The sequence below is a fragment of the Bradyrhizobium sp. LB8.2 genome, assembly GCF_040548035.1.
Taxonomy (GTDB): domain Bacteria; phylum Pseudomonadota; class Alphaproteobacteria; order Rhizobiales; family Xanthobacteraceae; genus Bradyrhizobium.
Genome location: NZ_JBEPQV010000002.1, coordinates 277,071 through 301,800, shown reverse-complemented (window position 1 = coordinate 301,800; position 24,730 = coordinate 277,071). Strand labels below are relative to the sequence as shown.

At 64.3% G+C, this 24,730-nt stretch carries 24 protein-coding genes; 13 read left to right on the top strand and 11 right to left on the bottom strand.

From position 1 onward, the window contains the following. Nucleotides 1-82: 82 nt before the first annotated feature. The 5 genes from ABIB06_RS03775 (at nt 83) to ABIB06_RS03755 (ending at nt 6,021) form a co-directional block, all read left to right on the top strand. A complete protein-coding gene (locus ABIB06_RS03775) occupies nt 83-1,885 on the top strand; it encodes an adenine deaminase C-terminal domain-containing protein (protein ID WP_354044465.1) in 1,803 nt (600 codons plus the stop codon). Between the two features lie 151 nt (nt 1,886-2,036). Next, a complete protein-coding gene (gene gcl / locus ABIB06_RS03770) occupies nt 2,037-3,827 on the top strand; it encodes a glyoxylate carboligase (protein WP_354044462.1) in 1,791 nt (596 codons plus the stop codon). A gap of 11 nt (nt 3,828-3,838) precedes the next feature. After that, nucleotides 3,839-4,624, top strand: coding sequence for a hydroxypyruvate isomerase (hyi, locus tag ABIB06_RS03765; protein ID WP_354044458.1), 786 nt, complete (start codon nt 3,839-3,841; stop codon nt 4,622-4,624). A 12-nt stretch (nt 4,625-4,636) separates the two neighbouring features. Beyond that, a complete protein-coding gene (locus tag ABIB06_RS03760; RefSeq protein WP_354125567.1) occupies nt 4,637-5,524 on the top strand; it encodes a 2-hydroxy-3-oxopropionate reductase in 888 nt (295 codons plus the stop codon). Between the two features lie 113 nt (nt 5,525-5,637). Next, nucleotides 5,638-6,021, top strand: coding sequence for a DUF1236 domain-containing protein (locus tag ABIB06_RS03755; protein ID WP_354044452.1), 384 nt, complete (start codon nt 5,638-5,640; stop codon nt 6,019-6,021). Nucleotides 6,022-6,063: 42 nt separating this feature from the next. Here ABIB06_RS03755 and ABIB06_RS03750 read toward each other — a convergent pair whose 3' ends face one another. The 3 genes from ABIB06_RS03750 to ABIB06_RS03740 form a co-directional block, all read right to left on the bottom strand. Then, nucleotides 6,064-6,441: a VanZ family protein gene (locus ABIB06_RS03750; protein ID WP_354044448.1), complete on the bottom strand. Its 378-nt coding sequence runs from the start codon at nt 6,439-6,441 to the stop codon at nt 6,064-6,066. A 76-nt stretch (nt 6,442-6,517) separates the two neighbouring features. Continuing rightward, nucleotides 6,518-7,120 (bottom strand): thiamine pyrophosphate-dependent enzyme, encoded by a 603-nt coding sequence (locus tag ABIB06_RS03745; protein ID WP_247444980.1) that lies wholly within the window; start codon nt 7,118-7,120, stop codon nt 6,518-6,520. An 11-nt stretch (nt 7,121-7,131) separates the two neighbouring features. Then, the gene (locus tag ABIB06_RS03740) at nt 7,132-7,698 is read right to left on the bottom strand and encodes a decarboxylase (RefSeq protein ID WP_354044443.1); all 567 of its coding nucleotides are present in this window, start codon (nt 7,696-7,698) and stop codon (nt 7,132-7,134) included. A 266-nt stretch (nt 7,699-7,964) separates the two neighbouring features. Between ABIB06_RS03740 and ABIB06_RS03735 the strand changes: the two genes are divergently transcribed. After that, nucleotides 7,965-9,014 (top strand): hydroxyacid dehydrogenase, encoded by a 1,050-nt coding sequence (locus ABIB06_RS03735; protein WP_354044440.1) that lies wholly within the window; start codon nt 7,965-7,967, stop codon nt 9,012-9,014. A gap of 133 nt (nt 9,015-9,147) precedes the next feature. Then, the gene (locus ABIB06_RS03730) at nt 9,148-9,360 is read left to right on the top strand and encodes a hypothetical protein (RefSeq protein WP_247350040.1); all 213 of its coding nucleotides are present in this window, start codon (nt 9,148-9,150) and stop codon (nt 9,358-9,360) included. 37 nt (nt 9,361-9,397) lie between these two features. On the opposite strand, the gene ABIB06_RS03725 is transcribed toward ABIB06_RS03730, so the two are convergent. From ABIB06_RS03725 to ABIB06_RS03710, 4 genes are all read right to left on the bottom strand, one after another. After that, nucleotides 9,398-11,599 (bottom strand): xanthine dehydrogenase family protein molybdopterin-binding subunit, encoded by a 2,202-nt coding sequence (locus ABIB06_RS03725; protein ID WP_354125566.1) that lies wholly within the window; start codon nt 11,597-11,599, stop codon nt 9,398-9,400. A gap of 7 nt (nt 11,600-11,606) precedes the next feature. Then, complete coding sequence (locus ABIB06_RS03720) at nt 11,607-12,623, bottom strand: FAD binding domain-containing protein (RefSeq protein WP_354044433.1); 1,017 nt, start codon at nt 12,621-12,623, stop codon at nt 11,607-11,609. Next, entirely contained in the window at nt 12,620-13,111 is a 492-nt protein-coding gene (locus ABIB06_RS03715) for a (2Fe-2S)-binding protein (protein ID WP_354044430.1), read from the bottom strand. Before ABIB06_RS03715 ends, ABIB06_RS03720 begins: the two co-directional genes overlap by 4 nt. A 139-nt stretch (nt 13,112-13,250) precedes the next feature. Beyond that, nucleotides 13,251-13,730, bottom strand: a complete 480-nt coding sequence (locus tag ABIB06_RS03710; protein WP_247350047.1) for an Lrp/AsnC family transcriptional regulator — start codon at nt 13,728-13,730, stop codon at nt 13,251-13,253. 133 nt (nt 13,731-13,863) lie between these two features. Here ABIB06_RS03710 and ald point away from each other — a divergent pair, with 133 nt between their 5' ends. Beyond that, nucleotides 13,864-14,979, top strand: a complete 1,116-nt coding sequence (ald, locus tag ABIB06_RS03705; RefSeq protein ID WP_354044425.1) for an alanine dehydrogenase — start codon at nt 13,864-13,866, stop codon at nt 14,977-14,979. Between the two features lie 9 nt (nt 14,980-14,988). Here the strand turns inward: ald and ABIB06_RS03700 are convergent, their stop codons facing one another. From ABIB06_RS03700 to ABIB06_RS03685, 4 genes are read right to left on the bottom strand one after another with little or no spacing between them, the layout of a single operon-like run. Next, nucleotides 14,989-15,624, bottom strand: a complete 636-nt coding sequence (locus ABIB06_RS03700; RefSeq protein ID WP_354044422.1) for a 2-hydroxychromene-2-carboxylate isomerase — start codon at nt 15,622-15,624, stop codon at nt 14,989-14,991. Between the two features lie 21 nt (nt 15,625-15,645). Further along, nucleotides 15,646-17,556 carry a flavin-containing monooxygenase gene (locus ABIB06_RS03695; RefSeq protein WP_354044420.1) on the bottom strand — a complete coding sequence of 637 codons (1,911 nt, stop codon included), beginning with the start codon at nt 17,554-17,556 and terminating at the stop codon, nt 15,646-15,648. Continuing rightward, nucleotides 17,553-18,200, bottom strand: coding sequence for a TetR/AcrR family transcriptional regulator (locus ABIB06_RS03690; protein ID WP_247350053.1), 648 nt, complete (start codon nt 18,198-18,200; stop codon nt 17,553-17,555). Before ABIB06_RS03690 ends, ABIB06_RS03695 begins: the two co-directional genes overlap by 4 nt. After that, a complete protein-coding gene (locus tag ABIB06_RS03685; protein WP_354068440.1) occupies nt 18,197-19,690 on the bottom strand; it encodes an AMP-binding protein in 1,494 nt (497 codons plus the stop codon). Before ABIB06_RS03685 ends, ABIB06_RS03690 begins: the two co-directional genes overlap by 4 nt. A 171-nt stretch (nt 19,691-19,861) precedes the next feature. On the opposite strand from ABIB06_RS03685, the gene ABIB06_RS03680 reads away from it, so the two are divergent. The 5 genes from ABIB06_RS03680 (at nt 19,862) to ABIB06_RS03660 (ending at nt 24,598) form a co-directional block, all read left to right on the top strand. Next, nucleotides 19,862-21,121, top strand: a complete 1,260-nt coding sequence (locus ABIB06_RS03680; protein ID WP_354044413.1) for an ABC transporter substrate-binding protein — start codon at nt 19,862-19,864, stop codon at nt 21,119-21,121. A gap of 90 nt (nt 21,122-21,211) precedes the next feature. Further along, entirely contained in the window at nt 21,212-22,114 is a 903-nt protein-coding gene (locus tag ABIB06_RS03675) for a branched-chain amino acid ABC transporter permease (RefSeq protein WP_354044410.1), read from the top strand. Then, on the top strand, nt 22,111-23,130 hold the full coding sequence (locus ABIB06_RS03670) for a branched-chain amino acid ABC transporter permease (protein ID WP_247444966.1): 1,020 nt from the start codon (nt 22,111-22,113) through the stop codon (nt 23,128-23,130). Before ABIB06_RS03675 ends, ABIB06_RS03670 begins: the two co-directional genes overlap by 4 nt. 2 nt (nt 23,131-23,132) lie before the next feature. Beyond that, a complete protein-coding gene (locus tag ABIB06_RS03665) occupies nt 23,133-23,888 on the top strand; it encodes an ABC transporter ATP-binding protein (RefSeq protein ID WP_247350063.1) in 756 nt (251 codons plus the stop codon). Next, entirely contained in the window at nt 23,885-24,598 is a 714-nt protein-coding gene (locus tag ABIB06_RS03660; protein ID WP_354044402.1) for an ABC transporter ATP-binding protein, read from the top strand. Before ABIB06_RS03665 ends, ABIB06_RS03660 begins: the two co-directional genes overlap by 4 nt. The last annotated feature ends 132 nt before the right edge of the window (nt 24,599-24,730 follow it).

Sequence of the window (24,730 nt, the reverse complement as noted above, 5' to 3'; positions counted from 1 at the left end):
CAGGCGTGCTGTTACATTTGAGCTTGCCCGGTCTGGCTCAGGGCGTAACCATCGCGGGCCGTAACATCCCGCGAGAGCGCTCATGACAAAACTCACCCGCTTTGCCGTCGCACCGCTGCACGCGATGACGCGGCGTCTGGCCGATGTCGCCTCCGCGCGCGTCGCGCCCGATCTCGTCATATCAGGTGCGCGGGTGCTCTCGACCTATTCCGAGCGTATCCACGCGAACCGCGAGGTCTGGATTACCGGGGGGCGCATTGCGGCGGTGAAGCCGGCGGGGGCTGCGAAGCGATTCTTCGGCAACGTGCCGCTGTACGACGCCGCCGGCGGCATCATCGCGCCGGGCCTGGTCGATCCGCACATCCACATCGAATCCTCGATGGTGACGGCCTGCGCCTATGCCGAGGCGGCACTGCTCAACGGCACCACCACGATCTTCTGCGACAGCCACGAGATCGGCAACGTCATGGACGTCGCCGGCGTTGAAGCCATGTTGGAGGACGCGCGCGAAGCCCCGCTTTCGATCTTCCTGACGGTGCCGAGCACGGTACCGGCCACCTCGGCCGCACTGGAGACTGCGGGCGGCGACCTCACGCCGGACAAGATCGCCGGCCTGTTCGACCGCTGGCCGGAAGCAGTCGGGCTCGGCGAGAAGATGGATTTTGTGCCTGTCACCATGGGCGATGAACGCAGCCACGCCATCCTCGCCGCCGCCCTGAAGCGCGGGCGACCGGTGTCCGGCCATGTCTATGGCCGCGAATTCGTTGCGGCCTATGCGGCATCCGGCGTCACCGACACCCATGAGGCGATCGACCGCGACATCGCCGACGATTTGCTCGATGCCGGCGTCTGGGTGTTTTTGCGCGGCGGCCCGCCGACCACGCCATGGCACTCGCTGCCGCAGGCGATCCGCACCATCACCGAGCTCGGCGCCTCGCACAAGCGCACCGCCGTGTGCACCGATGACCGCGACGCCGATGATCTGCTGCTGTTCGGCCTCGACTGGGTGGTGCGGGAGGCGGTGAAGGCGGGAATGTCGCCCGAGCAGGCCTGGTCGATGGGGTCGCTGCATGGTGCGACGCGTTTTGGCGTCGATGGCGATATCGGCGGGCTCGGCGGCGGCCGCCGCGCCGATCTGGTGCTGATGGACGACAATCTCAGGCCGCAATGCACCTGGTACGGCGGCGAACTCGTGGTCGAGCACCGTAAGATCACGCCGAAGCTCGATCAGGCGCTGTCGCAGCGTTATCAATATCCGAGGGCGGCCTATGCGACCGTGAAGCTGCCCGAGAAGGTCAAGTTGACGCCGGAGTTGCCGGCGAAAGCCTGTACCGTCAACGCGATCAAAACCGCGCTGCCCGGCATCACGCTCATCCATGAGAAGATCGCAATCGAGCCCGCAGAAGACTGGCCGTCGCTGTTTGCGCGCTACGGCCTGTGCTTCGTTACGGTGGTCGAGCGCCACGGCAAATCGGCCGGCAACGTCGCCTATGGCTTGCTGAAGGATTTTGGCCTGAAGCGCGGGGCGGTGGCCTCCAGCGTCGGGCACGACAGCCACAACATCATCGTTGCCGGAACCAACGAGGCCGATATGCAGGCAGCGATATCGGCCATCAAGGCACAGCAGGGCGCCGTCTGTGTCGTCGCCGACGGCAAGGTGAGGGCGCTGGTGCCGCTGCCAATCGCCGGGCTCTTGTCCGACAAGCGCGTCACGGAGGTGGCCGAGGAGGTCAAGGCTCTGAAGAAGGAATGGGCGGAGGCCGGCTGCACCATCCCCTACATGGGCTTCAATTTGATTCCGCTATCGGTCATTCCGGAAATTCGCATCACCGACAAGGGTCTCGTGCTGGTGCCGCAGATGGAGCTGGCGCCGCTGTTCGAGTGAGCGCTTTCACGCGTTTCTCGACCTAACCGATTGAGACCGCCGCGTTTTTTCCGCGGCTGCCGCATCGTGGAAAATAAAATCGATCTCGTTGAGATCGTATCCTGCGCGCCCGATGATCTCGCTCAGCCAATGCAACCGAGCGAGGTCCGATATGGCGAAAATACGAGCCATCGATGCTGCCGTGCGAATTCTGGAGAAGGAAGGCATCTCGACTGCCTTCGGCGTTCCCGGGGCCGCGATCAATCCGCTCTACTCGGCGCTGAAGAAGCGCGGTTCGATCCGCCATATCCTGGCGCGGCATGTCGAGGGTGCCTCGCACATGGCCGAGGGCTACACGCGGGCCAAGGCCGGCAACATCGGCGTCTGCATCGGAACCTCGGGGCCAGCGGGCACCGACATGATCACCGGGCTTTATTCGGCGATCGCCGATTCCATCCCGATTCTCTGCATTACGGGGCAGGCGCCACGGGCGCGGCTCTACAAGGAAGATTTCCAGGCCGTCGACATCGAGTCGATCGCAAAGCCCGTGACCAAATGGGCGGTGACCGTGCGCGAGCCCGCGCTGGTGCCCCGCGTGTTCAGCCAGGCTTTTCACGTGATGCGCTCCGGCCGCCCGGGGCCGGTGCTGATCGACATGCCGCTCGACGTGCAACTCGCCGAGATCGAGTTCGACGACGAGACCTACGAGCCACTGCCGGTCTACAAGCCCACCGCGACGCGCAAGCAGGTCGAGAAGGCGCTGGAGATGCTCAACGCCGCCGAGCGGCCGCTGATCGTGGCGGGCGGTGGCGTCATCAATGCGGACGCCTCGGACCTGCTGGTCGAGTTTGCCGAGATCGCGAATGTTCCGGTGGTGCCGACGTTGATGGGGTGGGGCGCCATCCCCGACGACCACGTGCTGATGGCCGGCATGGTCGGTCTCCAGACCAGCCATCGTTACGGCAACGCCACGATGCTCGAATCCGATTTCGTGCTCGGTATCGGCAACCGCTGGGCCAACCGTCACACCGGCTCGGTCGAGACCTACACCAAAGGTCGCACCTTCGTGCATGTCGATATCGAGCCGACCCAGATCGGGCGCGTGTTCAATCCCGATCTCGGCATCGTCTCGGACGCGAAGGCCGCGCTCGAACTGTTCGTCGCCGTCGCCAGGGAGTGGCGCCGGTCAGGCAGGTTACGCGAGCGCCAGGCGTGGCCCGCGGCCTGCCGCGATCGCAAGAAGACGATGCTGCGCAAGAGCCATTTCGACAACGTCCCGATCAAGCCCCAGCGCGTCTACGAGGAGATGACCAAGGCGTTTGGCCGTGACACCTGCTACGTCTCGGTGATCGGCCTGTCGCAAATCGCCGGCGCGCAGTTCCTCGGCGTTTACAAGCCGCGTAACTGGATCAATGCCGGGCAGGCGGGGCCGCTCGGCTGGACGCTGCCCGCCGCCCTCGGCGTGCGCGCGGCGTGCCCGGATCGCGACATCGTCGCGCTCTCCGGCGACTACGATTTTCAGTTCCTGATCGAGGAGCTCGCAGTCGGCGCGCAGTTCAATCTGCCCTACATCCACGTCGTCGTGAACAATTCCTATCTCGGGCTGATCCGTCAGGCCCAGCGTGGCTTCGACATGGACTATCACGTCCAGCTCTCCTTCGATAACATCAACGCGCCCGAGCTCGGTGGCTATGGCGTCGATCACGTCGCGGTTGCCGAAGGCCTCGGTTGCAAGGCGATCCGCGTCACCGATCCCAAGGATTCGCAGGCCGCGTTCGCCACAGCGCGCGAATGGATGGCGAAGTACCGCGTGCCCGTGATGGTCGAGTTCATCCTCGAACGCGTCACCAACATCGCGATGGGCACGGAGATCGACAACATCGTCGAGTTCGAGGAGGTGCTGGATCTGCCGCTCGACGAGGTCGCGAGCGCGCGGCCCGGCGTGCTGCAGCCGGCGGAATAGGGAACAGCATCATGCCGAAATTCGCCGCCAACCTCACCATGCTCTTCAACGAGATGCCGTTCGTGGACCGCTTCGCCGCGGCCAAGGCGGCGGGCTTCTCCGGGGTCGAATATCTCTTTCCCTATGATTTCGACAAGGCGCTTTTGCGCGAGCAGCTCGACAGCCATGGGCTGACGCAGGTGCTGCACAATCTGCCGGCCGGCAACTGGGCCGCAGGCGAGCGCGGCATCGCGATCCTGCCCGATCGCGTCGCCGAATTCCGCGACGGCGTGTTTCGCGCCATCGACTATGCCAAGGCGCTCGATTGCGAGCAGCTCAACTGCCTCGTCGGCATCGCGCCAGTGGACGCCGATCCGCGCGAGCTGAACGAGACGCTGGTCGGGAATTTGCGCTTCGCGGCCTCGACGCTGGCGCGGGAGAACATCAAGCTGCTGGTCGAGCCGATCAACACGCTCGACATTCCCGGCTTCTTCCTCAACGGCACCGAGCAGGCCGTGCAGCTCATCTCGGAGGTGCGGTCGAACAACCTGTTCGTCCAGTACGACATCTATCACATGCAGATCATGGAGGGTGACCTCGCCCGTACCATGCAGGAATATCTCCCCCAGATCGCCCACATCCAGCTCGCCGACAATCCCGGCCGCCACGAACCGGGCACCGGCGAGATCAACTATCCCTTCCTGTTCCGCCATCTCGACGCGATCGGTTATCGCGGCTGGGTCGGCTGTGAGTACAAGCCGCGCACCACGACGCTGGAAGGCCTGTCCTGGCATGCGGCGCGGACATTCGAGACCTGAGGAAATTTGGACATGATCGACATCGGCTTCATCGGACTTGGCACCATGGGACGGCCGATGGCCGGCCATCTTCTGGCCGCAGGACATCGCGTTCTCCTGCATGACGTCGCGCCTGTCGCGCCGGAGCTGATCGCGGCTGGCGGCGTTGCCTGCAAGTCGAGCAAGGAGGTCGCAGAGGAGGCGGATGCCGTCATCATCATGGTGCCCGATACGCCGCATGTGGAAGCAGTGCTGTTCGGCACGGACGGCGTCGCGAGCGGCATCTCCAAGGGCAAGATCGTGGTCGACATGAGCTCGATCTCGCCGTTGGCGACCAAAGAGTTCGCAAAGAAGATCGAGGCGCTCGGCGCGGATTATCTCGACGCACCGGTTTCGGGCGGGGAGGTCGGTGCCAGGGCGGCAAGCCTCACCTTCATGGTCGGCGGGCCCGAGCGTGCCTTCAGCACCATGAAGCCGATCTTCGACCGCATGGGAAAGAACGTCACCCGGGTCGGCGCCAATGGCGACGGCCAGACAACGAAGGTCGCCAACCAGATCATCGTCGCGTTGACGATCGAGGCGGTGAGCGAAGCGCTGCTGTTCGCGTCGAAAGCCGGCGCCGATCCGGCACTGGTGCGGCAGGCCCTGATGGGCGGCTTTGCCTCGTCGCGGATACTCGAAGTGCATGGCGAGCGCATGGTGAAGCGCAATTTCGATCCCGGTTTCCGCATCGAGCTGCACCAGAAGGATCTCAACCTCGCGCTTGAAGGCGCTCGCGCGCTCGGCCTGTCGTTGCCGAGCACGGCGGTGGCGCAGCAATTGTTCTCGTCCTGCACCGCGCATGGCGGCAAGGGCTGGGATCATTCGGCGATGGTGCGGGCGCTGGAACTGATGGCTGGCCACGAGATCGCCGCGGCCTGAACTGTTACGCGGTAACCGTCTCCGGATCTGGCGCGTCTTTCGCCATGGGGAACCGGAACAATGCTCCGGCCCCGCGGTTGAAGGCGCACAACAATCACTGGAGACATCAGGACATGAAAACCCGTCTTGCGATTTCGTTGGCTGCCGCGTCGCTGCTGGTGTCAAGCGCAGCCTTTGCTCAGTCGACGACCGCCGAGGGCGCCGCGAACGGTGCACGTGCGGGCGGCGACATCGGCGGCCCGGTTGGCGCGATGGTCGGCGGCACCGTCGGTGCAGCGGTCGGCGCCGGCCTGGAAATTCCGAATGCGATCCTGGGCGGAATCCCGCGTAGCGATTCCGTCGTCGTCGAGGATCGCGTCGTTGTCGGCGAGCCGCTGCCGCCGACCGTTGTGCTGCGCCCCGTTCCGAACTACACCGAGTATCGCTATGCAGTCGTCAATGATCGCCGCGTGATCGTCGAGCCGCGCACACGCCGCGTCGTCAAGATCATCGACTGATCGATCAGAGTCTAGGCTTGAACAATTGGGCCCTGCGGAGCGTCACTCCGCGGGGCCTTCGCTCGTCAGGGCCGAATTTGCGCGGAAGCGTGTCATGACCCAATCGACGGCGGTCGCGAACGCAAAGCCGATGCAGGCCGTGCCGGCATCGACCAAAAAATCCTCCAGCCGCGCATGCCGACCCGGCGCCCAGAATTGCATCAGTTCGAGCATGCCGATCAGAATTACCGCCACGGCAGCCACGGCCCAGCGACGGTTCCGGTAAGCCAGGCCGAAGGCCAATCCGACCAGAACAAAGGCGAGGGCATGCTCGCCGTCCTGGCCGAGGTCGGAGCGGGGCCGCAGGCCGGGCGGGCCGAGTGTTGCGAAAGTGACGGCGGCTGCGAGCAGCCAGGCAAAAAAGCGGATGAAAATGGACATACGCACCGCTTAGCACGGATTTGCCGCGCCTGCAGTGAGGCGGGGATCAGATCGCCGTGTAGTTAATGACAAAAAGTTAAAGTGCCTCGCGCACGCCAAGGCCGTGCATGAAGCGTTCCCGGATCTGCACGGGATCGCGTCGGGTGGCGCCGACGCCCGGCTTGTCGTCGATGCGGACGGCGATCAGGCTCGGCCCGGAGGCCGACATGGCTTCCTCGACCAGCCGCTCGAAATCTTCTTCGTCCGCGGCCCAGGCGCTGTTGGCAAGCCCCGAGCCGGCGGCGATGGCGACGATGTCAGCCACGTTCGCGGCGGGTGTCGGCTGCGCGCCGGTGATCTGGTAGATGCCGTTGTCCATCACGATCATGATGAGGTTCTCAGGCTTCAGCGCCGCAATCGTCGAGAGCGCGCCAAGCTGCATCAGCAGCGAGCCGTCGCCTTCGAGCGCAAAGACGCGCCGGTCCGGCTGCGCCAGCGCCACGCCCAGCGCGATCGGAAAGGCGAGCCCCATGCTGCCGAGCATGTAGAAATTCTGCGGACGGTGGCCGGCGGCCCAGAGATCGAAATTGGTGTTGCCGATGCCACCGATCACGGCTTCCTCGTGCTTGAGTTTCGCGATCAGGCGCGAGGTGACGTCGAAGCGGTTCATCACTTTGGTGTTGCGCGCGTCTGTATTCATTTGGGCCGGCCTCACTTGTCGAAAGTCTTGCCGCCCGTGAGCAGCGGGTTGAGGATCAGCGCCACGGGCGCCTGTGTCGTGACGGCCTGCTTGATCGAACGGTCGGTGATGAATTCGAGCTCGTCGAGCCGGGTGATGGTGTGATGCTCGAGCGCCAGCGAATCCAGGACCGGACGCATGGTGCGGCAGACCAGCGACTGGCCGTAGTTGAACTCGCCGAGCGTGCCGCGCTCGGACACGAACATGATCAGCGGGATCTGGTAGGGCACCGCGAGCGAGGCCAGCACGTTGGCGAGCGTGGCAAAGCCGGAGGTCTGCATCAGCACCGCAGCCCGCCGTCCGCCCATCCATGCGCCCGAGACGATGCCGACGGCTTCCTCCTCACGGGCGGTGGCAAAGGTGGTGAAGAAGGGATCGGCGTGCAGGTTCCTGATCAGCGGCGTCAGCACGCGGTCGGGCACGTAAGGGATGAGGCTGATCTCGTTCCGCTTCAGGGTTTGCAGGACGATGCCGTGCCAGCTCTTGTCACTGGAGGTCTGCGCCGCCTCGGACGAGGTATGTTGCTCCGCAATCGCCATTGCATTCTCCCTTCAGCCGCGCATGCGTCTTGGTCTTGGCCATTGCCTTAGGCGTTGTCTTGGCCGTCGCGGCGGTCTGCCGAACTTGACGCGGCGGGCGGGATTGTCAACATGTCCGGACTGCACCGTGATCTGCGCCAGACGGCCTGCCGCGACCGGTACCGACGTGTCATAAGCGGGCATAACAAGAGAACGGAGGAACGCATGACAGGAGCGCGCGCTGCGCTGGCCCTGCGGATCTCCTGGAGAGAGCCGGAAGGGTCCTGATGTCCGTCAACAGCAAGCGTGTCTTCTACGTCAAATATCTGGCCAATCCGATTTATATCGACATCCTGAAGGCGCGGCCCGACGTCCGGCTCGATCGCATCGAGAACGAAAGCCCTGAGGATTTCTACGCGCCGATCCTGAGCGCGGCCCATGTCTACCAGATCGGGGCTGCTCGCGATGAACTCGCGCCGCATTTCCATGTTGACGCCGCCTTCCTGAAGCGTACGCCCAACCTCCTGCTCGTTTCCAGCAACGGCGCGGGCTTCGATCCCGTCGACGCCGAAGCGTGCACCGATGCGGGCGTGCTCGTCGTCAACCAGTCCGGCGGCAACGCGCATTCGGTCGCCGAGCATGCGCTGGCGATGATGCTGACGCTGTCCAAGCGTATCATCCAGTCCGACCGCAAGCTTCGCAGGGAGGCCAACGTCAATCGCAACGAACTCGTCGGCAACGAGGTCGAGCACAAGACCGTCGGCATCGTCGGGCTCGGCAATGTCGGCCGCCGCATCGCCGCGCTGTGCAAGGGCCTGCTCGGCATGAAGGTGCTGGCCTATGATCCGTATCTCACGGCCGAGGTGATGTCCGAGCGAGGCGGGGAGAAGGTCGAACTCGACGAGCTGCTGCGCCGCGCCGATTTCGTCTCGATCTCCTGTCCCCTCAACAAGGGCAGCCGCAACTTGATCAGCGTGCGCGAGTTCGCGCTGATGCAGCCGCATGCGTATTTTGTCACCACGGCCCGGGGCTTCATTCACGACGAGGACGCGCTGCTCCAGGCGTTGCGCGACAAGCGCATCGCGGGTGCCGGCCTCGACGTCTGGTCCAAGGAGCCGCCGCCGCCGGAGCATCCGCTGCTGCAGTTCGACAACGTGCTGGCGAGCCCGCATACCGCAGGCGTCACGATCGAGGCGCGCCAGAACATGGGCCGCATCGCCGCCGAGCAGGTGCTGGACACGCTCGACGGCAAACGCCCGCCGCGCATCATCAATCCCGAGGTTTGGCCGCGCTATGCCGAGCGCTTCAAGCAGGCGTTCGGGGTAACGCCGGGGTAGGGTTAGGAGCTTGCCATTCCGGGGCAGCGTGGAACCGCCTACCGGCCTTGATGCGCGTCAAATTCTCCCTCCCTCATTCAGGCTAAATGGTATTAGAGTGTCGCCGGGGCTGGCCGTGGCAGCAGGAGGTCCCATGTCAACTTATGTCGTCAGATTCATGAAGGACGTGCTCGGCCAGTACGGCCGGCAGATCGAGGTGTGCCAGGGCTCGCTCGAGATCGACGCCACCGACGAGAACGAGGCCAGGGAGCGGGCGAAGGCGAGGTTTTGCAAGGACCAGGCCTTGCACCACTGGTCGCTGCATGCCGACCGCATCCAGGTCAGGCCGGCTGACTTTCCGTCGTGAGGTCTAGCGGCCGGCTCCGAGCGACCGCTGCAACGTCTCAGTCGAGCACTTTGTCCAATGTAATCGGGAAGCGGCGGATGCGTTTGCCGGTGGCGTGATAGACGGCGTTCGCGATCGCGGCGGGGACGCCGACGATGCCGATCTCGCCCAGTCCCTTGATGCCGAGCGCGTTGATGTGCGCGTCCGGCTCGTCGACGAAGATCACGTCGATGTCCTGAACATCCGCATTCACCGGGATGTGGTACTCGGCGATGTTCGCGTTCATGATCCGGCCGAAGCGGTGGTCCATCACCGTCTCCTCGTGCAGGGCCATCCCGATCCCCCAGACCACGCCGCCCATGATCTGGCTGCGGCCGGTCTTGGTGTTGAGGATCCGCCCGGCCGCGATTGCGCTCACGACCCGCGTGACGCGGATGACGCCAAGCAATTCGTCCACCTTGACCTCGGCAAAGACGGCCGAATGGGTATTGCGTGCGTGCTTCTTGTCCTCACCGAACTGGTTGAGCTTTTCCTTCTCGATACGTTCGACGCCGCCATGGCGCATCGCGTCGGCGATCGAGACCGCACGGCGGTTGTCGCTGGCCCTGGCAATGCTGCCGTCGGTCAGCACCGTATCGGCCAACTCGGCGCCGGCGAGCGGCGAGCCATGAATTTTCCCGGCCAAGCGCAACAGCTCCTTGCGCACCTCTTCAGCGGCTGCGAGCACCGCATGCGCGCTCGATGCGGCCATCCAGGAGCCGCCCTCGACCGGCGCCTGCGGCAGAGTGGAATCGGCAAGCCGGACGCTGATGTTCTCGATCGGCAGGCCGAGCGCATCGGCCGCGACCTGCGCCACGATGGTGTAGGTACCGGTGCCGATGTCGGATGCGGCGCAGGACACTTCGGCATGTCCGTTCGACGTCAGCACGATGCGCACCGCGACCGGCATCTGCAACGCTTCCCACACGCCCGTCGCCATGCCCCAGCCGACCAGCTCTTTGCCATCGCGCATCGAGCGCGGCGCAGGATTGCGTCTGCTCCAGCCGAAGGCGTCCGCGCCGCGCGCATAGCATTCGCGCAACTGCTTGCTCGTGTAGGGGAGGTTTTCGCTCTGGTCGCGATCCGAATAGCACTTCAGCCGCAGTTCGATCGGGTCGAGCTTGAGCGCGACGGAGAGCTCGTCCATGGCGCATTCGAGGGCGCAGACGCCCGACGCCGCGCCCGGTGCGCGCATGTCGCAGGGAGTGGAGACGTCGAGGTGGACGAGCTTGTGGGAGAAACGGCTGTTCGGGCTGCTGTAGAGCTGTTCGGCCCAGCCGGTGTCATTGCGTGCGAAATCCTCGTAGCGGGAGGTGACGGCAATCGCCTCGTGCGTGACCGCATCGAGCGTACCGTCGGATTTTGCGCCGAGGCCGACGCGCTCGATCGTCATCGGCCGGTAGCCGAGCCCGTACATCTGCTGCCGCGTCAGCACGACGCGAACAGACCGCTTCAGTGCGAGCGCGCCAAGCGTTGCCAGCACCACCTGGTATTGCGGCCGCAAGCCGGAGCCGAAGGCGCCGCCGACGTAATGCGAGGCCACGCGAATGTCATCCGGCTTCTTGTCGAACACGCCGCAGAGAAATTTGTGGACGTTTTGAACGCCCTGCGTCTTGTCGTAGATCGTGAGCTTGCCATTGCTGTCCCAGATCGCCGTGGTCGCATAGAGCTCCATCGGGTTGTGATGCTCTGTTGGAATCACGTACTCCGCCTCGTGGCGCACGCGGGCTTGGGCAAGAGTTGCTGCGGCGTCGCCGCGCGGCTTATGCGGCTTGTCCATCTCGGCAGCCTTGCCGCGCTCGCCCTCGAGGTCGGTCGCAAAGCCGCGCTGCTCATACTCGACCCGCACCAGTGTGGCCGCGAATTTCGCGGTTTCCCAGTCCTCCGCCACGACCAACGCAATCGGCTGGCCGTTGAACTTGACCGTGTCGTCGTAGAGTGGACGGAAAGGCGAACCCTCCGGTGCAACCTCGTCCCTCCACGCCTCGTCCTTGTCGGCGAGCGGCGGACGGTTCGCATGCGTAAGCACGTCGAGCACGCCCTTGACCTGCAGCGCCGCACTGGTGTCGAGGCGGGCAATGCGCCCGCATGGAATGGTGGCCTCGACGACGAAGCCATGGAGGAGTCCGTCGGCCGGGAATTCGCCGGCGTATTTGGCGGCGCCGGTGACTTTGGCACGGCCGTCGACACGCGACGTTGGCGTTCCGATATAGGCGTTCATCGGTCCCTCACGCGATCTTCTTGTGGGCCTGGGATTGCGGCGTGGCATTCGCCGCCTGTGTCAGCGTCCGCACGATGGCGCGGCGCGCGAGCTCGACCTTGAAGCCATTATGTGAGCGGGTCGTTGCTCCCTGGAGCAGGAGATCCGCGGCGTGCGAGAAGTGGTCGGGCGTCGCGGCCTGGCCGCGCAACGCGGCTTCGGCTTCGAGGCTGCGCCAGGGCTTGTGAGCCACGCCGCCGAGCGCCATCCGTGCCCCGCTGATCGCGTTGCCTTCCAGTTCGAGCGCGGCGGCGACCGAGACCAGAGCAAAAGCATAGGACATCCGATCGCGAACTTTGAGATAGCTGTAGTTTTGAGCAAAGCCGCAGGCCGGGAGCTCGATCGCCGTGATGATCTCGCTGGTGCCGAGATTGGTATCGACATGAGGCGTGTCGCCGGGAAGCCGGTGGAAATCGGTCAGCGCGATGATGCGCTCGCCGGAGCGGCCTGCGATGTGCACCAGCGCCCCAAGCGCAGCCAGCGCCACGCTCATGTCGGACGGGTTGGTCGCGATGCAGGCGGCGCTCGTACCGAGGATCGCATGGTTGCGGTTGAGGCCGTCCATTGCCGAGCAGCCGCTGCTGGGACGTCGCTTGTTGCAGGGCGTGGCCGTGTCATAGAAATAGGCGCAGCGCGTTCGCTGCATCAGATTGCCTCCGACCGACGCCATGTTGCGCAGTTGCGCCGAGGCACCGGCCAGGATGGCGCTGGCGAGCAGAGGATAGCGCTGCTCGATCAGCGGGTGGTAGGCGAGGTCCGAGTTCGGCACCAGGGCGCCAATGCGCAAGGACCCGTCCGCCGTCTCCTCGACCTTGCGGAGCGGCAGCCGGGAAATGTCAATCAGCCCGGAGGGGCGCTCGACATTCTCTTTCATCAGGTCGATCAGATTGGTGCCGCCGGCAATCAGTTTGGCGCCGGGATCGGCGGCGAGCAGGCGGATCGCGTCGGTAACGTCCGTGGCTCGGGCATACTGGAAGTTGTTCATGGCTGGCCCATTGCCTGCTGGATGGCGGCGAGGATGTTCGGATAGGCGCCGCAGCGGCAGAGATTTCCGCTCATCAGCTCCCGGATCTCGTCAGCATCCCGGGCATGGCCTTCGACGAGCAGTCCGGCCGCCGAACAGATCTGTCCCGGCGTGCAATAGCCGCACTGGAAGGCGTCATGGTCGATGAAAGCCTGTTGCAGGGGATGCAGCGTACCGTCCTTGGCAAGACCTTCGACGGTCGTGATCTCAGCGCCGTCATTCATGACGGCGAGCGTGAGGCAGGAATTGACGCGCCGGCCGTCCACCAGCACCGTGCAGGCGCCGCACTGACCATGGTCGCACCCCTTCTTGGTGCCGCTCAACGCAAGATGGTCTCGCAAGGCGTCCAGCAACGTGGTCCAGGGCACGAGATCAAGCTTGTGACTGACGCCGTTGACAACAAGATGGATCGGAATGCGTTCGGGAATCTGATGCGTGAGATCGCCCATGTCCTGCTCCCTGCGACGGCGACGATGCCGGACGTCAGTCGTGTTGACGCGGGGGGACGCCTCCGCCGGCCAATAGCGCCCAACGGACCACCGGCCGGTTGGTTCCTTGGCGGCAGTTCGCCTTTCCGAGAGGCCGCAGTCAGCGCTTTGCTTCCCCGAACACCACATTCGGCACCGCGCGGTTGACGACCTCGCGGAGCGCAAAGCTCGATTGTACCCGTGCTACGCGCGGCAGGCGCGACAACTCGGTGCGGTGGATACGTTCGAAATCCTGGATGTCGCGGGCGAGCACGATCAGGATGTAGTCGTCGGTCCCCGACATCAGGAAGCAGCGCACCACGGAGGGGCATTTCACCACCTCCGCCTCGAACGCCTTCAACGCCTCGTCGCTCTGGCTTTCCAGCGCGATACGGACCAGCACCGTGGTGGTGAGGCCGAATTGCGCGAGGTCGAGCGCGGCCTGATAGGCCTGGATGTAGCCGTCGTCCTCCAGCGCCTTCTGCCGCCGTGCCAGCGCGGTGCTGGACATGCCGACTTTGTTGGCGAGCTCGGTGTGGCTGGCCCGCGCATTGGTGGTGAGTTCCGCGAGGATGGCGAGATCTTTCCGGTCGAGGGCCAAGGTTTCGTTTCCAGCGTGAAAGGGCGTTTGCGCGCCGGAAACCGGCGCGGAGAAGCCAAAGCTAGCGGATATTTGCACGAAACCAAACCGGCCCCGTCGCTACGATCAGGAGGTGAATCAAAAGGAGCCCAGGATGCGTGTCGGTGTGCCCAAGGAGATCAAGGTGCAGGAATATCGCGTCGGGCTCACCCCGGGCGTGGTCCGCGAATATATCGCCGCCGGGCACCAGGTGACGGTCGAGACCGGCGCGGGCGGCGGCATCGGCGCCTCCGACGAGGTTTATCGGCGGGCAGGGGCCATCATTGCCGAGAACGCGCGCGACATCTTCGCCAAGTCCGACATGATCGTGAAGGTGAAGGAGCCGCAGAAGAGCGAATGGGCCCAGCTTCGCGAAAGCCAGATCCTGTTTGCTTACCTCCATCTCGCGCCGGATCCCGAACAAGCCAAAGGTTTGCTCGCCTCCGGCTGTACTGCGATCGCCTATGAAACCGTCACCGACGCGGCCGGTCACCTCCCCCTGCTTGCGCCGATGAGCGAAGTCGCCGGCCGCCTTGCCATAGAGGCTGCCGGCGCCGCGCTCAAAAGCTCGGCCGGCGGCCGCGGGCTGCTGCTGGGCGGTGTTCCCGGCGTGCAGCCGGCAAGGGTCGTCGTGCTCGGCGGCGGGGTGGTGGGAACGCAGGCTGCGCGCATGGCCGCAGGGCTCGGTGCCGAGGTCACGGTGATCGACCGCTCGATTCCACGGTTGCGCGAACTTGACGATCTCTTTGCCGGCCGCGTGCGCACCCGGTTCTCGACCATCGAGTCGGTCGAGGAGGAGGTGTTCGCCGCCGACGTCGTGATCGGCGCGGTGCTGCTGCCGGGCGCCAGCGCACCAAAGCTCGTCACGCGTGCGATGCTGACATCGATGCGGCCGGGCGCCGTGCTGGTCGACGTCGCGATCGATCAGGGTGGCTGCTTCGAGACCTCGCACCCGACGACACATGCAGAACCAACTTATTTGGTCGACGGCATCGTGCATTATTGCGTCGCCAACATGCCCGGCGCGGTGCCGGTGACGTCAAGCCACGCGCTGAATAACGCGACGCTACCGTTCGGCTTGATGCTTGCGAACAAGGGCTTTGCCGCGGTGCTGGAAAATCCACATCTGCGCAACGGGCTGAATGTGCATCGCGGCCGCATCACCAACAAGGCCGTGGCGGAAAGCCTCGGGCTGGAGTTTGCTCCGGTGGAGAGCGGACTGGCGGCGTAGCGTTGCTGCTTATACCGGCTTGCGATGGCGGCTGCCGAGCGCGGCTTCGATCGTCTCGGGCTTCTCGATGCGTTCGATCAGCATGTCGATGCGGTCGCCGCCCCAAAACAGCTCGCCGTTGAACACCATGGTTGGAACGCCGAACACGCCGAGCGCCTCGGCCTCGTCGATGATGCGGTCATGTTCGGCGCGCGCGGAGCCGTGGACGTAGGCTCCGAACTCGCTCGCCGAGCCGCCGCACGATGTGATGACGTCAGTGATTGCGGCGAGGTCGTCGATTTCGAGTTCATGGCTCCAGAAACGGCGAAACACCGTGTCGTGATACGGACGGAAGAAGCCGTGCGCCTGTGCGAACAGCATGCCGACGCTGGAATGGAAGGCGTCGTAAATCCGTCGGGGCCCTTTCATGACAAGCCCTTGCGCATTGGCATAGCGCCGCGCGTCCATATAGGCGTAGCGCACCTTGCGCCAGAAATGCGGCGTGCGCTCTTCGACCGTCCCCATGAATTCGGCGACGCGAAGCGTGTAGGGCCGCCATTCGAGCTCGACGCCGTGCGTCTCCTCAAGCTCGAACAGACGCTTGTTGGCGACGAACGCGTAGGGGCTCTTGTAATCGGTGTAGACGCGCACGCGTGGCTTCGGCATGGCCAACTCCCTCCCTTAAGCTCACGCCTTCGTCAGTCTGTACTGCCGCAGATCAGGATCATGCGTCATGCGCCAGTAGTCGACGAAGCGCCAGGGCATTGCGGAAAACACGCGGCCGCTCGAATTGCGATAGTAGGTGCTCATGCCGGGATGAGTCCAGATCATCGTCTCGTGCTCGGCATCGACCTTCCGGATATAGTCGTCCAGCACATCCTTGCGGACGTCGATCGCTGCGACGTCGTGCTCGATCATGTCGGCGAGGCAGGCGGAGATGTAGCGGCTCTGACATTCCGACTGGAAGATGACGCTGCCGCCATGCGCGGGACCGGAATTTGGACCCAGCATGCAGAAGAAGTTTGGGAAATCGGGCACGGTGAGGCCGAGAAACGCGGTCGGATTGTCGTTGCCCCAGGCCTCGCGCAAATCCTTGCCGTTGCGGCCGCTGATGTTGAGGCGCGCGGCCATTTCCGTGACCTTGAAGCCGGTCGCGACCACGATGACGTCGGCGGCGCGATGCTCGCCCTCCGCGGTGACGATGCCGCCCTGGTCGAAATGATCGATCGCGTCGGTGACGAGCTGGACATTATCCAGCATCAGCGTCTTGAACCAGTTGTTGTCGAGCAGGATGCGCTTGCCATAGGGCGGATAGGTCGGCACGCACTTCTCGATCAGATCGGGGCGGTCCTTCAGCTCGGTGAGGATGAAGTCGGTCAGCTCCCGGCGGTGCCGGTCGTTGCCCTTGTTGACGGCGCGCTCAGGATACGGCCAGGCCGGGTCCTTGCGCAGGAACGGCAGCAGACCGTCGCCGTAACGCCAGAACATGTTGAAGCGGTACCATTGCACATAGAACGGCAGATGCGCGAGCAGCCAGCGCGCGCCTTCGCTGATCGGATCGGCATAGCCCTTCACAGGCCGTGCCCATTGCGCGCTGCGCTGGTAGACAGTGACCGAGGCAACGCGGCCGGCAATCGCCGGCACCAGTTGCATCGATGTCGCGCCGGTGCCGATCACGGCGACATGCTTGCCGTCGATATTGGTGTCGCTGGACCACAGCGCCGAATGCAGGATCGTTCCCTTGAAGTCTTCCTCGCCCTCGAAACGGGCGCGCGAGGGATCGTTGAGCTGGCCGATCGCGCTCACCAGCGCAGTGGATTCGAAGGTTTCGACGCCATTCTCAGTCCTGAGGGTCGAGATCCAACGCCTCTTGCCTTCGTCCCAGCGCGACGACGTCAGCTCGGTGCTGACGCGCAGATGCTTGCGGATGCCGTATTCGTCGGCGACCTTGAGCAGATATCCGTGCAGCTCCTCGCGCTGGCAGAAGTAGCGGGTCCATGCATTGCCCGAGCCGAAGGAGTAGGAATAGGAGTGGTTCGGCGTGTCGACACCGCAGCCGGGATAGCGATTGATCCACCAGGTGCCGCCGAGCTCCTCGTTTTTCTCGACGATGGTGTAAGGAATGCCGAGATGGCCGAGCGCTACGCCGAGCGCGATGGCACAGACGCCGGCACCGACGATCAGCACATGCTGCTCGGCCAGTTTTTCGTCTGAAGGGCGCTTGGCCCATCGCGCCTCGCGCGGCACAAAACCCATCTCCTCGCGCATCAGGGGTGCGTATTCCGGCGAGACATTCTCGCCGAGACAGGCGCGCATCATCTTGAGCAGCAGTTCATCACCGGGATCGGTGATGACAGGCTCGGGTGGGCCATCGGCAAAGAGCTTGACGACCGCGGCGCGGATTTCGTCCTGGACTTCTCTGGGCACGCCGGCCTCGGGATCGGGGATGAGGCGGATGTCGCGCTTGGGCAGATAGGGTGGCTCCAGCCAGCGCTCGTCGCCGGTCATGTGCACGAGCACCATCAGCAGGCAGCGGATGTCGCCTTCTTCAATCGTCGAGGTGAGGTCGAGCGCCTTGTGCGGAGATTCGATGTTCATGGCGTGTCCTGATCTCCGGATGCAATGAAGAGGCCGCGCGTCATTAGTTTGCGATAGGCGGAGATGACGTGCTCGGGTACGGCGGTGACGCCATCGGCGGAATAGGAGTAGCGCCGGCTGAGATAGCCACGCGAGCCCATCAGCATGTGGACGATGGCCTCGAACTCCTCGTCGCTGTAATTCTCGATCGCGCCTGAACGTCGCGCGCGACGCAAAATGCGGACATAGGCGACCGAGATGTTGTCGAGATGCTTCTGGTAACCGGGAGGTGCGAAGAACTCGGCCTCGTTGAGGATGCGCAAAAATTCCGGCACTTCGCGGATGAAGTCGAAGAATGCTGAGAAGCGCTCGATCTCCTGCCGTGCCGCATCCGCCGTGCCGGTGCGGGCGCGGATGAACTCGACCATATCGAGGCCGATCTTCGGCAGCAGCTGGTCGAGCAGCTCCTGACGGTTCTCGAAATGATTGTAGAAGGTGCCTTGCGCGACGCCGGCCTGCTCGGTGATGCGGGCCACGGAGGCCTCGGCATAGCCATGCTTGCCGACGACCTTTGTGGCGGCCTCGAATATCTTCTGCTTGGTCCAGGCGTTGCGCTCGACGCGGTTGAGTTTTGTGACTTTCTCGCTGGCGGGGCCTTGCGTCATGCCACGGTCTCCAGTTCGGCGCGCAGCACGCGCTTGAGAATCTTTCCGGACGGGTTGCGCGGCAGGCTGCCGCGGATGATGAGCTGTTTCGGTACCTTGAAGCTCGCCAGCCGCGTGCGGCAGTGCTCGGTGAGGGCGGGGAGTTCGAGGCTCGCGCCGTCAGCCAGCACGACGATGGCGACCGGCCGCTCGCCCCAGCGCGCATCGCGCAGGCCGATCACCGCGACCTCGCGCACCTCAGGCAAATCGTAGATGACGCGCTCGACCTCGGAGGAGGCGATGTTCTCGCCGCCGGAGATGATCATGTCCTTCTTGCGGTCGGTCAGATACAGAAAGCCATCGTCGTCGAGATAACCGACGTCGCCGCTGCGGAACCAGTCTCCGAAGAAGGCGGCCGCCGTCTTCTCCGGATCCTTCCAATAGCCGCGCGTGATTTTTGGCCCGCGCAGGCAGATCTCGCCATCGACGTTCGGCGGGAGTTTGTTGCCGTCCTCGTCGCGGATCTCGATCTCGACGTGAGCAATGGCGCGCCCCGTGGAGCCGATCTTCTCGATTTCCCGGCCTGCATCCATAAAGGTGTCGCCGCCCACGGTTTCGGTCAGGCCATAGGCATCGATGTAGCGCGCATGGCGGAAGAACTCCGCGAAAGCGCGGATGCGCAGCTCCGGCGTCTTCTCGCCGCCGCCGATCGCCCATTTCAGGCTCGACACATCATAGCGCTCACGGGTGGGGCAGGTGAGCATCGCAGTGGTCATCACAGGCGCGAACCAGGCGGCGTTGAGCTTGTCCTCCGCGATCGCGGCAAGCGCGCTTTCCGGCTCGAAGTTGCGTTCAATCATGATGAAGCCGCCATGCCAGAGCACGGCGATGCCGGGCAAATCGAGCGCGCCGACGTGATAGAGCGGGCCGACGATCAGAAGTCGCGTCTCCGCGCTCAAGGACAGCGCGATCGTCTGGTCGGCGGACTTCCAGTAGAAATTGTCGTAACTGATCATCACGCCCTTGGGACGGTCGGTGGTGCCCGAGGTGTACATCAGCCGCATCAGATCTGACGGCTGGCGGAGGTGCATCGGGGCGGGCGGCGCTTCCCCTGCGAGGCGCGTCACGCTCTGCTGCGCGGCCTCGTCGAGCACGACTAAGGTTGCACCAGCTGCGTTCGCAGCCAGCTCTTCGTCGACAATCAGCAGCCGCGCGCCGGCATTGCGGGCGGTGTAGCCGACCTCATCGCGCGAGAGGCGGAAGTTGATCGGCAAAAACACCGCGCCGAGATGGCTGGTGGCAAAGACCAACTCCAGGAAGGCAGCACTGTTCTTCATCAGCACGGCCACGATATCGCCGGCGCGGATGCCCTGAGCGTCGAGCCAACCTGCCACCCTCCGGATGCGCGCGTCGAAGGCGGCGTAGGAGATCTCCTCGCCGCGATATTTCAGCGCAGGCCGGTCCGGCGTGCGCCGGGCATGAAAGGCGATGAAGCTCGACAGGTTGATCATTGCGCGGATTTTGGGCCGATTTCCGGCGCCGTTTCCTCTTTGATGAATTCTGACTCATAATTCATCTTTGGCTTGACGTCACCCCCTCCCTCTGAAATCCTTGGGAACACGGAGACGAGACGATCTCCGGCAGGGATCAGGACACGCCGACCCGACAGAGGGAGGGAAAAGATGACGAGAACCCGCACGCCGGGCATCAGCCGCCGTTCAACATTGGCGCTGATGGGCGCCGGTGCGATCAGTGTTGCCGCGCCGTGGGTGGCGCGTGCGCAAGCCAAGACCATCAAGATCGGCATGCCGACGATCCTGTCGGGCCGGGTCGCGCAGCTCGGCACGTCGTCGCGCAACGCGGTGATGCTCGAGGTCGACAAGGTCAACGCAGCCGGCGGGCTCGCCGGCCGGCAGATCGAGATGGTGATCCGCGACTCCAAGGGCCAGCCGCAGGAAGCTGCACGCGTCGCGCGCGAACTCGTCAACACCGACGGCTGCGAGTGGCTGATCGACGGCGAGGCCTCGTCCGGATCGTTCGCGGTCCACGAAGTGGCGCGCGATCTCGGTGTGCTCTGCGTCCACACCTGCTCAGAAGCGTCGTCGCTGACGGCCGATCCGAAGCAGCACATCCCGAACGCGTTCCGCTGCGTGCGCCAGGGCATCCACGATTCCATCGTCGGCGGCAGCTACGCCGCGTCGATCTCCAAGGCCAAGGGCTTGAAGAAATGGGCGACCTGCTCGCCCGACTATGCCTATGGCCGCGACACCACCGGCGAGTTCACTCTGTACCTGAAGCGCTTCGCGCCCGACGTCGAAATCATCAGCGAGTCCTGGCCAAAGCTGTTCCAGCCCGACTACACCGAAGTGGTGACCAAGATTTTGCAGGCCAAGCCGCAGGCGCTGTACTCTTGTCTATGGGGCGGCGATCTCACCTCCTATATCGACCAGGCCAACATCTACGCGATGTTCGGCCAGATGGAGGTGTTCGCGGTCAACATGGCCGACTACACCGCGCTCACCGTGGTGAAGAACCTGCCGAAGGGCATCCACTCCGGCAATCGCTACATCAAGTCGTTCCCGACCACGCCGGAAAACGCCGCCTTGGGCGATGCCTACAAGGCCAAGTACAACGAATATCCGACCAACTGGTCATGGCAGAACGCTACCGCGGTGATGTTCCTTAGCGAAGCCGCGAAGAAGGCCAACTCGACCGACGGCAAGAAGATCGCGGAGGTCTTGAAGGGCCTCACCATCAAGTGCCCATTCGGCGCCGACGGCACCGTGACCATGCGCGGCGACGACCACACGCTGGTCGGCTACGCCATCGGCTGGGGCACCACGATTCCGCAGGAGCCCTATGTCCCCGAGGTCAAGGCCGGCGACTGGAAGACCATCTTCGAACTCGAAGCCGAGTGGAAGAAGAGCAAGGGCTACACCTGATCTGAGACGCGGCGGAGATGGGTGACCGTCTCCGCCTGTTTCGTTTGGTTCTCCGCGCCGTATCAGGCGCGCCGCAATGAAAGTGCTCCCGTGGATCTCGACGCGCTCGCCGGCTGCCTCTCCAGCTCCGCCTGCCTGGTGACGCAAACCACCAGCGGCCTCATCATCGGCATGCTGCTGTTCCTGGTCGCGGTTGGGCTGACACTGATTTTTGGCGTGCTCAAGATCGTCAATTTCAGCCACGGCGCATTCTACATGTTCGGCGCCTATTTCGCGATGACCGCCTATCAGTTCACCGGCAGCTTCGCGCTCGCGATGATTGCCGGTGCAGCCGGCACCGCGGTTCTTGGGTTGATCTTCGAGCGCGTCTTCATGAGTCGCGTCTACGGCGCCGACGTGCTGATGCAGCTGCTGGTCTGCTACGCCTTCGTCCTGATCTTCGACGATGTGGTGCGGTTGATCTGGGGGCCGGAATTCAAGTCGATGGGCATGCCCGCGGCGTTCCAGGTGATGCCGCTGTTCATCGCAGGTGGCGTGGTGCCGCCTTATTATCTGCTGCTGATCGGCGTGGCGCTGGTCGCGGCGATCGTGCTCGGGATTGGGCTCTCGCGCAGCCGCATCGGCAAGGTGATCCGTGCCGCCGCGCATAATCCCGGCATGGTCTCCGCGCTCGGCATCAATACCGGCCTGATCTACGGCGGCGTGTTCGCGCTCGGCGGCATGCTGGCGGGCCTTGCCGGCGCGCTTGCCGCGCCCGTGCGCTCTCTGACCCCCGGCATGGGATTCTCGGTGCTGATCGAATCCTTCATTGTCACCGTGATCGGCGGCATGGGCTCGATTCTGGGCGCACTGGTCGGTGCGCTGCTGCTCGGTTTGATCCGCTCGTTCGGCTCGCTCGGCTTTCCCCTGTTCACGGAAGGCCTGATGTATCTGTTCATGGTGATCGTGCTGGTTTCCAAGCCCACCGGCCTGTTCGGCAAGGAGGCGGCATGACCGAGCTGGAGGCCGGGCGCGCGCGGACGCTAGTGCCGGCGCGCAACGGCGCGGTGCTGCAACGCTATCGCGATGTCCTGATCGCGCTGATCGCCTTCGCCGTGCTGGCGAGCCTGCCGCTGTTCACCGGCAGCAAGGCGCTGCTCGATTTCGTCATTCGCTGCTCCGCCTACGGCCTGTTCGCGACCTCGCTCAACCTGCTGGTCGGCTATACCGGCCTGACCTCATTCGGCCACGGCATGTTCTTCGGTCTAGGGGCCTACAGTTTTGGCCTCATCATGCAGAAGCTCGGCGTGCCCATTCCGGTCGCCTTCGTCGCGACGCTCGCGATCACCGCGGTGATCGCCGCCGTCATCGGTGCGATCTGCGTGCGGCTGAAGGATATCTATTTCGCCTTCGTTACGCTGGCGTTCCAGATGCTGATCCACTCGACCATCCTGTCCTGGGCCTCCTTCACCGGCGGCGACCAGGGCCTGCGCGGTGGCATTCCGCGTCCCGCATTCCTCGGCATCAATCTCGCCAACCACGTCCATCTCTATGTCGCGAGCTGTGCGCTTCTCATCCTCGGCCTGCTCGCAATGCGCCAGATCGCGCAATCGCCATTCGGCTACACGCTACGCATGATCCGCGACAACGCCGCGCGCGCGAGCTTTCTCGGCATCGACGTCTGGCGCGCAAAACTCACCGTCTTCGTGCTCGCGGCGCTGTTCGCGGCGATGGGCGGCATGGTGATGGCGCTGTTCGTCTCCGGCGCCTATCCCGAATTTGCCTATTGGACCATCTCGGGCGAGGGCATCTTCATCAACATGCTCGGCGGCGTCTCGACCTTCCTCGGACCGATGGTCGGCACAGTGCTATTGCTGCTGCTCAACGATACCGTAACGCGCTTCACCGAGTACCACGGCATCGTGCTGGGCGTCGTCATCCTGTTCTTCGCGCTGGGCTTGCGCAAAGGCTTGCTCGATTTCGTCGCCGAATGGTTTTCGCACCGGCGCAATACGGGCGAAGGGCGCTAGCCATGCTCGAGATCCGCAATCTCGCAAAGTCCTTTGGCGGCGTGAAGGCGACCAACGACGTCTCGCTCGACTTCCCCGACGGCTCGCTCACAGCCGTGATCGGGCCGAACGGTGCGGGCAAGAGCACCTTCTTCAATTTGATCACCGGCGCGCTGAGGCCGGATTCCGGCCAGGTGCTCCTCGACGGCGTCGATCTCGCCGGCCGCTCGCCGCCGGCGATCGTCCGCCACGGCATCGGCCGCGCGTTTCAGGTCGCAAACATCTTCAAATCGCTGACCGTGCAGGAAACCATGCTCGCCGCCGTCAGCGCCGACCAGCGATCGTCAGCGGTGCTGCACAAGCGTTTTCCGTTGCCCGAGACCCGCGACCGTGCCGAGCATGTGATGGAGCTGCTGGGCCTCGCCGGCAAACGCAATCGCACGGCGGCGACGCTGTCGCATGGCGACCAGAAGCTGCTCGACATCGCACTCGCCCTGGTGCTCGAACCGAAGGTGCTGCTGCTGGACGAGCCGACCGCCGGCATGGGCCCGGAGGAGCGCTGGCGCATGATCGACAAGGTGCGCGAGCTCTGGGAAACGCAAAAGATCACCGTCGTCTTCATCGAGCACGACATGGACATCGTATTCAAGATTGCACCGAAGATCGTAGTGCTCTGCTACGGCCGCATCCTCGCGACCGGCACGCCCGACGAGATCCGCAACAACAGCGCGGTGATCGAGGCCTATCTCGGTACTGAGCATGCGGGAGCCGCCGCATGAGTGCTGCCGTCATCGAAGTCGCCGATCTCGACGTCTACTACGGCACCAGCCAGATCCTGTTCGGCGTCGCCCTCGCGGTGCGGCAGGGCGAGACCATGGCGCTGCTCGGGCGCAACGGCGCGGGCAAATCCACGACCATGAAGGCGATCATGGGTTTGGCGCCGCCGCGACGGGGCCAAATCAGCCTGCGCGGAGCGGTGATCTCCGGCCGCAAGCCGCACCATATCGCGCGCGCCGGCCTCGGTTTCGTGCCGGAGGACCGCCAGATTTTCCCGGAGCACACGGTCGAGGACAATCTCGTCATCGGCAGGAAGCGCGGGCCTGAGGGCCAGGACGAATGGCCGATCAAGCGCATCTACGACGTTTTCCCGCTGCTGGAGCCGTTGCGCCACCGCATCGCCGGACGCCTGTCAGGCGGCGAGCAGCAGATGCTCGCCATCGCGCGCACGCTGATGGGGAATCCGGCGCTGTTGCTGCTCGACGAGCCGAGCGAGGGTCTCGCGCCTATCATCGTGCAGCGGATCGGCGAGTTGTTGCGGCAACTCCGTAAGATCGGTTCGACGGTGCTGATCGCCGAGCAGAACATGCATTTCTGCCTGGGGCTGGCGAGCCATGCCACCGTCATCGACAAGGGTCAGATCGTCTATGCCGCCGGGATCGACGAACTGAAGGCCAACGAGTCGATCCGCCGCCGCTATCTGGCGTTGTAGCCGGTGCGCCGGTGCCCAGATAGGCCGGAAGAAGAAAACCATTGCCCCGCGTCGCTCCGGCGGAAGGAGTTTCCCCTCCGAGGCACGAAAAAGCCAATCGCTTCCATTGCTGTTTCGGGCCGAAACGACGAC

What these genes read in the sequence shown, in the direction of transcription:
- ABIB06_RS03775 (WP_354044465.1), top strand. Translation starts at nt 83, where the DNA reads ATGACAAAACTCACCCGCTTTGCCGTCGCACCGCTGCACGCGATGACG.
- gcl (WP_354044462.1), top strand. Translation starts at nt 2,037, where the DNA reads ATGGCGAAAATACGAGCCATCGATGCTGCCGTGCGAATTCTGGAGAAG.
- hyi (WP_354044458.1), top strand. Translation starts at nt 3,839, where the DNA reads ATGCCGAAATTCGCCGCCAACCTCACCATGCTCTTCAACGAGATGCCG.
- ABIB06_RS03760 (WP_354125567.1), top strand. Translation starts at nt 4,637, where the DNA reads ATGATCGACATCGGCTTCATCGGACTTGGCACCATGGGACGGCCGATG.
- ABIB06_RS03755 (WP_354044452.1), top strand. Translation starts at nt 5,638, where the DNA reads ATGAAAACCCGTCTTGCGATTTCGTTGGCTGCCGCGTCGCTGCTGGTG.
- ABIB06_RS03750 (WP_354044448.1), bottom strand. Translation starts at nt 6,441, where the DNA reads ATGTCCATTTTCATCCGCTTTTTTGCCTGGCTGCTCGCAGCCGCCGTC.
- ABIB06_RS03745 (WP_247444980.1), bottom strand. Translation starts at nt 7,120, where the DNA reads ATGAATACAGACGCGCGCAACACCAAAGTGATGAACCGCTTCGACGTC.
- ABIB06_RS03740 (WP_354044443.1), bottom strand. Translation starts at nt 7,698, where the DNA reads ATGGCGATTGCGGAGCAACATACCTCGTCCGAGGCGGCGCAGACCTCC.
- ABIB06_RS03735 (WP_354044440.1), top strand. Translation starts at nt 7,965, where the DNA reads ATGTCCGTCAACAGCAAGCGTGTCTTCTACGTCAAATATCTGGCCAAT.
- ABIB06_RS03730 (WP_247350040.1), top strand. Translation starts at nt 9,148, where the DNA reads ATGTCAACTTATGTCGTCAGATTCATGAAGGACGTGCTCGGCCAGTAC.
- ABIB06_RS03725 (WP_354125566.1), bottom strand. Translation starts at nt 11,599, where the DNA reads ATGAACGCCTATATCGGAACGCCAACGTCGCGTGTCGACGGCCGTGCC.
- ABIB06_RS03720 (WP_354044433.1), bottom strand. Translation starts at nt 12,623, where the DNA reads ATGAACAACTTCCAGTATGCCCGAGCCACGGACGTTACCGACGCGATC.
- ABIB06_RS03715 (WP_354044430.1), bottom strand. Translation starts at nt 13,111, where the DNA reads ATGGGCGATCTCACGCATCAGATTCCCGAACGCATTCCGATCCATCTT.
- ald (WP_354044425.1), top strand. Translation starts at nt 13,864, where the DNA reads ATGCGTGTCGGTGTGCCCAAGGAGATCAAGGTGCAGGAATATCGCGTC.
- ABIB06_RS03700 (WP_354044422.1), bottom strand. Translation starts at nt 15,624, where the DNA reads ATGCCGAAGCCACGCGTGCGCGTCTACACCGATTACAAGAGCCCCTAC.
- ABIB06_RS03695 (WP_354044420.1), bottom strand. Translation starts at nt 17,556, where the DNA reads ATGAACATCGAATCTCCGCACAAGGCGCTCGACCTCACCTCGACGATT.
- ABIB06_RS03690 (WP_247350053.1), bottom strand. Translation starts at nt 18,200, where the DNA reads ATGACGCAAGGCCCCGCCAGCGAGAAAGTCACAAAACTCAACCGCGTC.
- ABIB06_RS03685 (WP_354068440.1), bottom strand. Translation starts at nt 19,690, where the DNA reads ATGATCAACCTGTCGAGCTTCATCGCCTTTCATGCCCGGCGCACGCCG.
- ABIB06_RS03680 (WP_354044413.1), top strand. Translation starts at nt 19,862, where the DNA reads ATGACGAGAACCCGCACGCCGGGCATCAGCCGCCGTTCAACATTGGCG.
- ABIB06_RS03670 (WP_247444966.1), top strand. Translation starts at nt 22,111, where the DNA reads ATGACCGAGCTGGAGGCCGGGCGCGCGCGGACGCTAGTGCCGGCGCGC.
- ABIB06_RS03665 (WP_247350063.1), top strand. Translation starts at nt 23,133, where the DNA reads ATGCTCGAGATCCGCAATCTCGCAAAGTCCTTTGGCGGCGTGAAGGCG.
- ABIB06_RS03660 (WP_354044402.1), top strand. Translation starts at nt 23,885, where the DNA reads ATGAGTGCTGCCGTCATCGAAGTCGCCGATCTCGACGTCTACTACGGC.